This is a genomic window from Pseudomonas sp. LBUM1647 (assembly GCF_059716175.1).
Genome location: NZ_CP166809.1, coordinates 6,801,804 through 6,814,231 on the forward strand (window position 1 = coordinate 6,801,804; position 12,428 = coordinate 6,814,231).

General features: G+C 60.3%; 10 protein-coding genes. 3 read left to right on the forward strand and 7 right to left on the reverse strand.

The genetic code is table 11. From position 1 onward, the window contains the following. Positions 1–21: 21 nt before the first annotated feature. A complete protein-coding gene (locus tag ACA059_RS31480) occupies positions 22–543 on the reverse strand; it encodes a DUF3617 domain-containing protein (protein ID WP_497632196.1) in 522 nt (173 codons plus the stop codon). Between the two features lie 131 nt (positions 544–674). Here ACA059_RS31480 and cls point away from each other — a divergent pair, with 131 nt between their 5' ends. Next, positions 675–2,114 (forward strand): cardiolipin synthase, encoded by a 1,440-nt coding sequence (gene cls, locus ACA059_RS31485; protein ID WP_497632197.1) that lies wholly within the window; start codon positions 675–677, stop codon positions 2,112–2,114. On the opposite strand, the gene cfaB is transcribed toward cls, so the two are convergent. From cfaB to hflK (ACA059_RS31510), 5 genes are all read right to left on the reverse strand, one after another. Beyond that, a complete protein-coding gene (gene cfaB / locus ACA059_RS31490) occupies positions 2,111–3,295 on the reverse strand; it encodes a C17 cyclopropane fatty acid synthase CfaB (protein ID WP_497632198.1) in 1,185 nt (394 codons plus the stop codon). The two genes, cls and cfaB, sit on opposite strands and share 4 nt — an antisense overlap. 227 nt (positions 3,296–3,522) lie before the next feature. Beyond that, on the reverse strand, positions 3,523–5,433 hold the full coding sequence (locus tag ACA059_RS31495; RefSeq protein WP_497632200.1) for a heavy metal translocating P-type ATPase: 1,911 nt from the start codon (positions 5,431–5,433) through the stop codon (positions 3,523–3,525). Further along, positions 5,430–6,488, reverse strand: coding sequence for a protease modulator HflK (hflK, locus tag ACA059_RS31500; RefSeq protein WP_497632201.1), 1,059 nt, complete (start codon positions 6,486–6,488; stop codon positions 5,430–5,432). The genes ACA059_RS31495 and hflK (ACA059_RS31500) overlap by 4 nt, the downstream gene beginning before the upstream one ends. Beyond that, positions 6,485–7,519, reverse strand: a complete 1,035-nt coding sequence (gene hflC / locus ACA059_RS31505; RefSeq protein WP_497632202.1) for a protease modulator HflC — start codon at positions 7,517–7,519, stop codon at positions 6,485–6,487. Before hflC ends, hflK (ACA059_RS31500) begins: the two co-directional genes overlap by 4 nt. Further along, a complete protein-coding gene (hflK, locus tag ACA059_RS31510; protein WP_497634753.1) occupies positions 7,516–9,474 on the reverse strand; it encodes a protease modulator HflK in 1,959 nt (652 codons plus the stop codon). The genes hflC and hflK (ACA059_RS31510) overlap by 4 nt, the downstream gene beginning before the upstream one ends. 215 nt (positions 9,475–9,689) lie before the next feature. On the opposite strand from hflK (ACA059_RS31510), the gene lpdA reads away from it, so the two are divergent. After that, positions 9,690–11,090: a dihydrolipoyl dehydrogenase gene (gene lpdA, locus ACA059_RS31515; protein ID WP_497632203.1), complete on the forward strand. Its 1,401-nt coding sequence runs from the start codon at positions 9,690–9,692 to the stop codon at positions 11,088–11,090. 89 nt (positions 11,091–11,179) lie between these two features. Here lpdA and ACA059_RS31520 read toward each other — a convergent pair whose 3' ends face one another. Beyond that, positions 11,180–11,653 carry an Lrp/AsnC family transcriptional regulator gene (locus ACA059_RS31520; protein ID WP_497632204.1) on the reverse strand — a complete coding sequence of 158 codons (474 nt, stop codon included), beginning with the start codon at positions 11,651–11,653 and terminating at the stop codon, positions 11,180–11,182. Between the two features lie 145 nt (positions 11,654–11,798). Between ACA059_RS31520 and ACA059_RS31525 the strand changes: the two genes are divergently transcribed. After that, entirely contained in the window at positions 11,799–12,428 is a 630-nt protein-coding gene (locus ACA059_RS31525) for a LysE family translocator (protein WP_497632205.1), read from the forward strand.

Genomic DNA, 12,428 nt, shown 5'->3' on the forward strand with positions numbered 1-12,428 from the left:
GCGGACCTGTTGGCGAAGCTTTTAAGCTCTCGGCTTAACGGTCCCGCAATCCTGCCCCAACCACACGGCGCGGCTATCGAGGCTGCCCTTCTGCTGAATGCCGGTGGCGTTGAACGTGCCATTAACCTTAGTGGTGAACTCACGATCACTGAGGAAAGTGGCGACACCAGTGCCCTGCGCTTTCGGACAGCTGAAGCGGAATTTCCACTGATTCCCGGTGCGGTCAGTGATTTCCTGCTTGCAGCCCGACTGTGGATCGGTCAGCGGAATGTCGTCGCTCTTCACCTGCTCCGGCGTCAGACAAGCCCGAATCCCCTTGCCGCCCATGGTGATGCCCTGCTTCTCCAGCTGCGCACGCTGTGCCGGGGTCATCTGGCCCTGCAACTGGCCAAGGATCAGCTGCAAATCCGGGAGATTCTGGTCATCGACTTTCATGTTGCTTGTAGTCAATTCCCACAAACCGGGCTGCAGCATCTGCGCCTGAGCGGCCACAGGAAGTGACAAACCAATAGCCATGGCCAAACCCAGCAGACGAACGTTCATCGAGTAACTCCTGATCAGTAGTGGCCGTTAGACGTCAGCCAGTGGCTTCGGTTCATGGGCCAATTAAATAGCGACATTCTGCACGGAACATGGTCTGTTAAGCATTGAATCTTCAGGAGCAAGGCTGCCCCATGGATTACTTTGGACCGCATATTTTCGGCTACATGATTGCACTGCTTCACACGCTGGGCCTGATCGCTGCCATCCACGCCGTGCTCACCGTCCGGACCGCCCAGGGATCGATCGCCTGGGCCCTGTCGTTGCTGTTTATTCCCTACCTCACGCTCATCCCCTATCTAGTCTTCGGCCGCAGTACCTTCGATGGCTACATCAAGGCTCGGCGCCAGGCCAACGAAGAAATGCGCAAGGCAATCTCCGAGCTCAACTGGCGCCCTTGGGTAGAAGAGGCGCTGACCGCTCGCGCCTCAAATGCTTACGCGTCCTTGAGGGCCATGCCGAAACTGGGGCGCATGCCGTGCCTGGCGAACAACGAAGTGCGCTTGCTGATTAACGGCCAGGCCACCTTCGACGCCATTTTTGAAGCCATCAGCAATGCGAAGGAAGCGGTGCTGATTCAGTTTTTCATCATCCACGACGATCGCGTCGGCCAACGCCTGCAAACCTTGCTACTGCAGAAGGCCGCCGAAGGCGTGGCGGTTTATTTATTGTACGACCGCATCGGCAGCCATTCCCTGCCTCACAGTTACGTGCAGCCGCTGCGCGATGCCGGCGTCGAGGTCAAAGCCTTTGCGACCCGTAGCGGCTGGCTCAACCGCTTCCAGGTCAACTTCCGCAACCACCGCAAGATTGTGGTGGTCGATGGAGTTCTGGGTTTCGTCGGTGGGCACAACGTCGGCGACGAGTACATGGGCGAGAAACCACCCCTGGCGCCGTGGCGCGATACCCATGTGGAAGTCCGCGGGCCGGTGGTTGCCTGCATGCAGGAATCTTTCGCTGAAGACTGGTTTTGGGCCGCCCGCTCATTGCCGCCGCTGATCCTGCCGGACGTTTACCCGGACGACGGCGTGCTCTGCCAATTGCTCGCCAGCGGTCCGGCGGATTCCTACGAAACCTGTTCGTTATTCTTCGTCGAAGCCATCCATGCGGCAACCGAGCGGGTGTGGATCACCAGCCCTTATTTCATCCCCGACGAAGCCGTGTTCGCTGCGTTAAGGCTGGCGGTTCTGCGAGGCGTGGATGTGCGGCTGCTGCTGCCCTCACGACCGGACCACCGGATCGTCTACGCCGCCTCCAGCCTTTATGCCTTCGAAGCCGTGCGCGCCGGCGTGCGGGTGTTCCGCTACGAGCCGGGCTTCCTGCATCAGAAAGTGGTGTTGATCGACAGCGAAATCAGCGCCATTGGCAGTGCCAATCTGGACAACCGCTCGTTCCGGCTGAATTTTGAAGTGATGTTGTTGACGGTCGACAGCGCGTTTGCCGCCGAAGTAGAACAGATGCTCAATGATGACTTCGCCCAGGCTCACGAGATCGCCAAAGAAGAAAGCCGGGAGACCCGCCGCCTGCAACAGGTCGGCATGCGGGTCGCCCGGCTTATTTCACCGATACTTTAAGGGTTGTAGATATCGTCGCGAGTCCATGGCAGTTCATGGCTGCCATCGGGGTGAGCTTTCACCGCGAGAATCTGGTGCAGATTGATCCAGCCCTTGGCGAACGCGTAAGCGCATCCCGCCAGATACAGCCGCCAGATCCGTAAGGCCTGCTCTGGCACCAGCCTGGAAGCCGCTTCCAGATTGTCTTCCAGGCGTTCGCTCCAATGGTCCAGCGTACGCGCGTAGTGCAGGCGCAGACTCTCGACGTCGACAATCTCCAGCCCAGCTTCGCTGATCTCGGCAGATATCATCGACAGGTGCGGCAACTCGCCATTTGGGAACACAAACTTCCCGATGAATTCACCGGCACCGCGCCCCACTGGACGGCCATCGATGCGCTTGGCGGTGATGCCGTGGTTCATCACCAGGCCACCCTCTTTCACCGCCCCGAACAAGGTCTTGCAGTACTCGGCCAGATTGGCGTGGCCAACGTGTTCGAACATGCCGACACTGACCACTTTGTCGAAACGACCGTCCTGAGGCAGGTCGCGGTAGTCGAGCAGTTGCAGTTCGACCAGATCGTCCAGGCCTTCGGCAGACACCCGTTCACGGGCAAGTTCCAATTGCTCTTTACTGAGTGTGATCCCGAACACCTTCGCACCAAACTCCCGGGCGGCATACCGTGCCAGACCGCCCCAACCGCAACCGACATCCAGCAGATATTCCCCTGGTTGCAGCCGCAGTTTGCGGCACAGGTGGCGGAATTTGGCTTGCTGGGCTTGCTCCAGCGTTTCGCTGCCGGTCTCGAAATAGGCGCAGGAATACGCCATGTCACTGTCGAGCCACAGCTGATAAAACGCATTGGAAAGGTCGTAGTGGTAGGAAATCGCCTTGGCGTCGGCTTCTTTGTCGTGAGGGGTCCGCACTGGCTGGCTGTCTTGATCACCGAGCAACGCCTGGCTCCACTCATCGCAGACGCGGATCACGTCGCTAATGGAGCCTTCCAGCTCAAGTTTACCTTCGACAAACGCCGCTCCGAGCGCGTCCAGGCTTGGGTGAGTGAACTGGGTAACCATTTGTGGGTCCTTGACCACAATTGTGACGCTGGGCGTCGGCCCCAGATTGAATTCATGGCCGTCCCAGAGTCGCAGGCGTAGCGGTAACTGCAGATTCTGTAAGGCCGGAGGAAGGTGCGCGAGCATGGATAGTCCCTCTTTGTTTCAGACGCCTGATGTGAGGGTAGACCATCCTTGAAAAATAGCTGGCTATCGAATTAATAGCCCTTTTCTATGATTCGTAACGCTCGAACCAACCGTCGCGAATTCACAAAATTGATTGCCCTCACCTAGATGACTACGAATTCGTCGTACAGTTCTGAAAACTTCAAGTCGCCCGGGATCGCGCTGTTTAGAGCATTCACCCGGCGTGCTCAATCCTCATCCTTAAGCTTGAGCAAGGGTTCCTGAAAACGCAGTAAACGCCCGGCGTTCCCCAACACCAGCAACGTGCTGAAATTGTGCAACAGCGCAGCAATCATCGCTCCCGCAGCACCAAGCCAGCCGAAGGCGGCGAAGGCTACAATCGCCAGCGTCCAGCCCAGACCAATGATCACGTTAACCTGCAACGTGTGCCGGCATTGGCGACTCAAGCGCACACATGTGCCGAGTCGACGCAGGTCGCTGCCGATCAGGACAATGTCGGCCGAAGCCAGCGCGATGTCCGCCCCGCCCGCGCCCATGGCCACGCCGACCACACCGGCCTTGAGCGCCAGCGAATCGTTGATCCCATCTCCCACGACCATTGGCCGGAAGCCGCTGCCGATTTCTTTCAACACACGATTGAGTTTGTCCTCCGGCAACGCTTGAGCTTCAACGTCGCTGATCCCGACATCTCGCGCCAATGTGTGTGCGACGCTTTGCCGATCACCTGTCAGCAGCAACTGCCGACCCAACCCCAACTCACGTAGCTCGCTCAAAGCAAATCGAGCCTCGGGTTTGACGCTGTCGGCCAGCAACAGCCAAGCGAGGAATTCACCGTTGAGCGCCAGCCCGGCAATCGGGCCATCGTGGTCGGGGACACTTGGAGTGGCGATCCCCAATTGGTTGAACAACTCCGGACGACCGAGCGCCGCCTCGCCCTGCTCCGTCATCGCCACCACACCCAGCCCCTGACGCTCGTGAATGTCGGAGAGCAGCAGAAAATGTTCCTGGGTGACCAACCCGGCGAGCGCGCGGCTGACCGGATGACTGCTGGCAGATCCGAGGCTGGCGGCGAGTTTTAGAACGTGAGCACGATCCTCCAGAGGACTGTCGATGGATTGCAAACGCAAGGTGCCAAAGGTCAGGGTTCCGGTTTTGTCGACCACCAAGGAAGTCAGGTCTGCCAGCTCTTCGAGGAACGCGGAGCTGCGAATCAGAATCCCGTGCCGAGCTGCCACCGCCACCCCGGCAATCGCCGTGGCCGGTGCCGACAACACCAGCGCGCAAGGACAGGCCGCCACCAACACCGCGAGCATGGCTTGAGCATCGTTAGTGACGAACCAGGTCACGGCGGCCAGCAGCAAAACCAGCACCATGTAGCTACCGGCGTAGCGTTCCAGCAAACGCGTGATCGGTGGTTTGGAACGCTCGGCACTTTGCATCAGCGCGATGACTTTGCCGAGGGTCGACTCATTGCCGGTGCGGGTCACTTCGATGCGCAGCAGACCGTCGAGGTTGATCGCGCCGCCGAAGACTTGCACGCCGACGCCCGCCTCCATCGGCACCGATTCGCCAGTAATTGAAGCGGTGTCCAGGCTCGCCTGACCGGACAACACCCGACCATCCGCCGGCACCCGATCACCCGCGCGCACCTCGACGAGGTCGCCGGCCTTGAGTGTGCCGTTATCGACTTCGACGATGGAGCCATCGGCCTGAACTTTGCGCGCATGGCTGCGAGTCAGTTTGCCGAGGGCACGAATCGCCTCCTGCGAGCCGATCACGCTGCGCTCTTCCAGCACGTGACCGAAGATCATGATGATCGGCAGCAGCGCCGCGGTCAGCAGATCACCCGTAGCCCACGCCCCCAGCATAGCCAGGGCGATCAATTGATCAGTGATCCCGTGCAGGCTTGGATAACGCAGGCTGTACCAGGCTGAACGCATCACCGGCACGGCCACCAATAACGAAGCAAAGCCCAGCAGCAATTGACTGACGCCCGTCTGCTCCGGCGACAACCAGCGCCAGGTCAAGCCGAGCGCGAGCAGGCCCAATGCGAGCATGGCCAAGGTCAATTGACGCGCGGCGCTGCGTTGTTCAGCCGAGGACAACATGCTCGGTGCGGCGGCGGTTTGGGTGGTCATTGTGCAGCTCCCTGAATGATCAGGCGGGAATCATCTTTTGGATTGACCGTGGTCACCGAACCGGCCTGACCGAGAATCTTCGGCATCCGCTCGCGGTAGATGCGCAGCAGCATTTGCGGGTCGGTCCCTTGTTGTTGCGCCTTGGCCAGGCTCAACACCGTCGCCGTGTCAGCCGAGGCTTTGGCCAGACGCTCGCTCGCTTGGGCGTGAGCGACTTGCAGTGTGCGATCGGCTTGTTCGTTGGCGGTCTGAGTCAGTTTCTCGGCTTCAGTCCGAGCATTGGCCACGGCTTTGTCGGCTTGTTGACTGGCGGTCAGAACCCCGTTGAAGGCGTTGACCGCCGGGCCGGGCAGACTCGATTGCACGTCGACTCGCGTCACTTCAATGCCTAACCCCTGCCCGGTCGCGGTCAGGTCAGCCAGGCGCTGATTGATGGCTTGCACCAGATCACCGCGTAGACGTTCGCGTCTTTCGGCAGCCTGTTTATCCGCGCCGATGAGTTCCGGTCGCGCCACTAGAATGGTGTCCAGATCTCGCGCCGCCGTGAGCGCCACGGCGCTGCGGGTTACGAGTCGATCCAGTGCCGGCAACACATGTTCGCCTTGAAGGACGAAGGCATACGGCTCGGTCACTTTGTAGAAAACCCGCACATCCAGTTGCACCACGCCCGCGTCACCGGTGAGCAAATAACCGGAGCCGGCGAGTGCGTCGCTGATCGGTGTAGCGAAACTCGCCACTCGGTCTGCCTGCAATGCAGCATCAGTGCGCAGCAAATTTTCCACTCGCCGCTCAATTACCCGATCCGCCGCGGGCAACAAAATCACCTGCTCAAACGGACGGGGCCAGGCCAATAGCAGACCAGCATTCTGGATGCGATCCAGCGCGCCGAAGTGCAAAACCACCGCGCGATTTTGTGGATCGATCTGCCGCACATTGGAAAATGCCCACACCAAAGCGGCCAGTACCGTCACGGCGTACAGCGCCAAGAAAGCCAATCGCCCAGCCTGAATCCAGGGACTGCTTAACTCATTTGTTCCACGTGGAACTAATTTCATGGCTGCGACCCGGCCTTGTAATCGAGGGTCGGCGGACCGTCAACCAACACCCGGAAAGGCGCGGCGTCGGTGCGCAGAATCAGCTTTGTGCCGGGCGTGACGATCGTGCCTAGTGTGTCGAGGGAGCGCAGCAGGTTGTAGAGCTGTGGCGATCCCGCGTAGGCGCGACCGTAAATTAGCGCGGCTTCGACGCGCGATTGTGCTTCGATGTCCGCTGCTTTTACCGTGGCATCGGCCTGCACGATGCGCGCGTCACGCTCGGCAGCGGAACGGATTTGCGCCGCTTCGCGCTTACCGATAGCCGTGCGTTCGGTCGCGATTGTTTCACGCTCGGCACGCATGCGATCAACCGTAGCGGTGAGGGTTACCGACGGCAGGGTCAGACGCTCGATGCCGACTTGCAGCACCCGCACTCCATAAGTCGTGAGCAACTGCTGATCGATTTGCTGACGCAACTGCGCTTCAAAATCAGCGATGTGTACTTTGTTGGCGTCGGTGTTCACCAGGTTAGCCAGATCAAAACTGCTGGCCGTGGTTTCCAGAGCCGAACCCACAAACGTGCGAATCTGCCGCGCTGCTTCGTCCGGCTGATTCTGTACGGCACGCATGAAGCGTTGCACGTTGTCCGGATCGCCCTGAACCTGCCAGGCCACGTAAGCCTGAACGATGATGCGCAAACCGTCCCGCGTACCCACGTCCTGTAAACCACTCGAGGTCGTGCGCAGTCGCAGATCGACAGGAATCGCCGCTTCAAAAGGAGCAGGCCAACGCCAACCAAGACCTGGTTCCAGCAATACCCGCGACGGATTACCAAAACGCGTTATCACCGTGGCCTCCCCCGAACGCACCTGCACCAGGCTCGCTGCCGCGATGGCGAACGCCACCAGCAACGCTGCCCAGCCCATTCGCCGCCACGGGAACGGGCCAGCTTCTTGGGGATCACCGTGGTGGTGGTGTCCGTGGTGATGCCCGCCATGGCCGTGATCGTGGCCAGTGTGGTCATCGTGATCGTGAGTGTGCGACTGGCTCAATTGGCAGCTCCTGGCTGAGCGGTTTTACGCGCCGGCGCAGGCTCAGCCGGCAGCGTGAATGTACGGAGGTCGATGGTCGGCGCGTTACTGCTGCCGCCCAGACGATGATCGAGCACCAGCAACCTGGCATTGGCCAGGCCTTGGGAAAGTTGACTGAAGTACTGCTCCAGCACGAAGGCCTGGCCGGCGCTGGCGTAGGCCTTTTGCTCGGCACCGAATCTCAAGTCTACCGTTTGGGCGGTGGCGTTGATTTCACGAGCGCTGGCCGTCGCTTGATCGCGAGCGATGCTGGCCTGCAATTGCGCCTGGTTGGTGGCCTCCGCCGCCGCACCGCGCTCGCGGGAAATCAATGCCTGGGCGCCAATCTGCGCAGCCTGGACACCGTGATAGGCATTGGCGGCACCGGCCGGCGGATGAATCGCCTCGACCACGGTGGCGAGAATTTCCACGCCGCTGTCGAGTTTGTGCAGGTCAGCCTGCACCGCCCGACCAATCTCTTCGGCGAGCCCTACCCTGTCTTCACCGAGCAAACCGTCGAGAGTTCGCGAGGCGAAATCGTGGACCAGAATCCGGGCGGCGGTGCTGCGGATCAGCGTCGGGACATCAGCGCTGTTGTAGGTCGCGGCCAACGCCGCTTGATCGCTCAGGCCGATGCGATAGACGAAACGCACGTCCATGTTGACGATCTGGAAGCTCTGCTTGTCGGCTCGGCTGCTGGCAATGACTTGGGATTTGTCGTTCACATGGCTCGCATCCCACAAGCGATTGGCAATCGCGGGCGCCGGACCTTCGGCGGGTTCGGCCACAACCGGTGCCGGTGTGTCGCCAACACTGGTGGCCAACTCGTGGACCACACCGTTTTCGACGCTCAACACTCGGCCCAGAGGCCAGGGCAAACCTGCGTGCAAACCAGGGCCGAATACCTCCACCGGTTTGCCGAATCGCTCGTAGATGCCTCGCCCTTGCATGGGGATTTCGTGAATGCCGGTGAGTAACCAACCTACAATTGCCACCACCATCAGCACCGGAAAAAACGCCCGACGCATGTAGGTGAAGGCCCAGATTTGCCGCAGGTCGATGCCGAAGCGGTTGTGCAATTCGTGCTGCAACGCCAGCAAAGGTTGCGGCGGCCAGCGCAGCATGTCGGCGACGAAGCTGCGCGCCAACAAGGCCGGTTCGAGTTGTTCGCGCTGCGGACTGAACAACGACAGCATCGCGCGCAACAGCAGCTCGGCGGCGACCAATCCTGGCAGCAAGCCAATCAGCACCGCCAGACGCACCGGCCATACCGAAGTTTCGCCTCCCAACAACAGGCACAAAGCGCTGAGTACCAGGCAGATGATCGCCACCCGAGTCATCTGCGCCAACGACGCTGCTTCGGGCCATTGCGCGACGTTTTCCTGCGCCAGTTGTCGCTCCAGCACCAACAAACCGAAGGCCAGCAACAAAGACAGCGCCGCACCGACACTGGCCGACAATCCCAGTGCGGCCGGCGGCAGTGCAAGGTTCCAGACTTGTTCGATGCTCAATAACGTCACCAGCGACCAACCCGCGAGCCACAGCGTCGGGGCGCCGATCTGCACCAGCATTCGCAGCCATCGCTGGCTGAGTCGATCCAGCAGCCGTTCGTACCAGCCCACCGGGGCAACGACTTCGTCAGCAACGACGACCCGCACGACCGGGTTCAACGCCCGCGTGCGCCACTGCGTCACCCACCAGGCCGATTGCAAACCGGCGACCAGCACCAGCAAACCGGCGCTCTGATTGACCAGCAACGCAGGCCAGAGCGACTGCGGCGCAAACAGCCCGACAAAAAACGCCAGCAACCAACCTGCCGCCGCCAGAGCGCCCAGACCGATTGCGAACTGACGCAATCGTCGCCCTTGAAAAACCGCCTGCTGGAAACGCGGCAGCCCGGCTACTTGCGTCCAATCGACATCGAGATCGACTTGCATACCACCCCAGTGTTTATCGTTGCTCATATCGCAATTCGTTACGATATAACGAAAGCCGTGAAATTTCCGTTCTTAAAGGCTGTATCTAAAGGCGCTCAACCTGTCGCTTGGCTGAAGCCTTGACCGAAATGCTGCGGAACGGACATATTACGCTCGTAATTTTACCCAGGAACTACGTTTACCCATTCCGATCCGATTCACTCCAGGAGTACACCATGAGCATCTATGACGTCGTGATTCTGGGCGGAGGCCCCGGTGGTTATAACGCGGCGATCCGCGCCGGTCAGTTGGGCCTGAGAGCGGCTTGCGTAGAAGGACGCGCCACGCTCGGCGGCACCTGCCTGAACGTCGGTTGCATGCCATCAAAAGCGCTGCTGCACGCCTCCGAACTCTACGACGCCGCCATGGGCACGGAATTCGCCAACCTGGGGATTGAAGTCAAACCCACGCTCAACCTCGCGCAGATGATGAAGCAAAAGGATGAAAGCGTTGCCGGTTTGACCAAGGGCATCGAGTTTCTGTTTCGCAAAAACAAAGTCCACTGGATCAAGGGCTGGGGCCGCATCGACGGGCCCGGCAAAGTCACGGTGACTGACAGCCAGGGCGGCAAGACCGAACTGAACGCCAAGAACATCATCATCGCCACCGGCTCTGAGCCCACTCCCCTGCCCGGTGTGGACATCGACAACAAACGCATCCTTGATTCGACGGGCGCGCTGTCGCTGACTGAAGTGCCCAAGCATCTGGTGGTGATCGGCGCCGGAGTGATCGGTCTGGAGTTGGGCTCGGTGTGGCGGCGTTTGGGCGCTCAGGTGACCGTGGTCGAGTTTCTCGACCGGATCTGCCCCGGTGTGGACAGTGAAGCAGGCAAAACCCTGCAACGTTCATTGAGTAAACAGGGCATCAACTTCAAATTGAGTTCCAAAGTCACCAGCGCCACAACCTCGGCGACCGGCGTTCAACTCAGCGTCGAACCCGCGGCGGGTGGCACCGCCGAACTGCTTGAAGTGGATTACGTGCTGGTATCCATCGGCCGCCGGCCTTACACCCAGGGCCTTGGTCTGGAAAACGTCGGCCTAGCCACGGATAAACGCGGCATGCTCGCCAACAAGGGCCATCGCACCGAAGCCGCTGGCATCTGGGTGATCGGCGACGTCACGTCGGGGCCGATGCTCGCCCACAAGGCCGAAGACGAGGCCATGGTCTGCATCGAGCAGATTGTCGGCAAGGCTGCCGAGGTCAACTACGACCTGATCCCCAACGTGATCTACACCAAACCCGAACTGGCCAGCGTCGGCAAGACCGAAGAACAACTGAAGGCCGAAGGCCGCGCCTACAAGGTCGGCAAGTTTCCCTTCACCGCCAACAGCCGGGCAAAGATCAATCACGAAACCGAAGGCTTCGCCAAAGTGCTGGCCGATGAGCGCACCGACGAGATTCTCGGCGTGCACCTTGTGGGCCCAAGTGTCAGTGAGATGATTGGCGAATATTGCGTGGCCATGGAGTTCAGCGCCTCTGCCGAAGACATTGCCCTGACCTGCCATCCACACCCAACCCGCTCCGAGGCCTTGCGCCAGGCGGCGATGAATGTGGAGGGGATGGCGACGCAAATGTAAATCAAGATCAAAAGATCGCAGCCTTCGGCAGCTCCTACAGGGTTTTGTGTACACCCGTAGGAGCTGCCGAAGGCTGCGATCTTTTGCTTTTAATCAGGCAAATGCTCCAACGGCAACGCCCCCGGCGTCTTCACCGTATGAATCGCAAAGTTGCTGCGGATGTCGCTCACGCCCGGCAATTTCAGCAACCGCCCCGTGAGAAAACGGTCATAGGCGCGCAGGTCCGGCACCACCACTTGCAGCAGGAAATCCGATTCCCCTGACACCAGGAAGGCCGAAATCACCTCGGGCAATGCCGTCACGGCCAGGCGAAAGGATTCGGCCTGCTCATCGTTGTGCCGTTCGACCTTGACCCCGACAAACACCGTCAGCCCAAGCCCCACTTCGTCGCGATCCAGATTGGCCTGGTAACCGCGTATGACCCCGGCTTCTTCGAGCATCCGTACCCGGCGCAAACAAGGCGAGGCGGACAGGCCGATCTCGTCAGCCAGTTGCACATTGCTCAGGCGGCCGTCCCGCTGCAGGGCTGCGAGAATCTTGCGGTCGTAGGCGTCCAGTTTCATGGTTTGGCAGATCCTGATGGTTTACCTGCAATTGAGTGGCAGGTTATGCCAACCAGAAGCATTTTAGAAGCGAACTACGCAACCACCTGCCCTGCCCTCCAGCCCTAGACTGGCCGTACCGAATCGACAACGAATGGGGTGAAACGTGGCAGGACTCTGGGTGTTTTTCATGGCGCTGGCGGTGGTCTATCTGTTGCCGGGCCCGGACATGATCCTGTTGTTGCAGACGGGTGCCCGTCAGGGCAAAGGCGCGGCGCTGGCCACAGCGGTGGGTTTGGGTGTGGCCCGGGGATGCCATGTGGCGTTGGCAGCGTTGGGGTTGGCGGCACTGTTCAAGGCTGCGCCCTGGACGTTCGACGTGGTACGCCTGGCCGGGGCCGCGTATCTGCTATGGATCGGCATTCAATGCCTGAGAACCACAATGCTGCCGAGTTTGGACGGAGCAGACGCCACCACCGAAAAACCTCGCTGGCGCGCAGCGATCCAGCGCGGTTTGCTGACCAACCTGCTCAACCCCAAGGCGCTACTGTTCTGCTCGGTTCTGCTGCCGCAGTTCATCGATCCGCAGGCCGGGCCGGTACTTGCGCAATTTGCGACTCTCGGAATTGTGCTGGTCGGTGTCGGTTTGCTGTTCGACAGCGCTTACGCACTGACCGGCGCAGCGCTTGGCCGTTGGCTGCAACGCAGTCCTTCGGCCCAGCGCCTGCAACAATGGCTGTTTGGCAGCCTGTTGATCGGCTTCGCCGTGCGGCTGACCTTTGTGCAACAGGCTTGA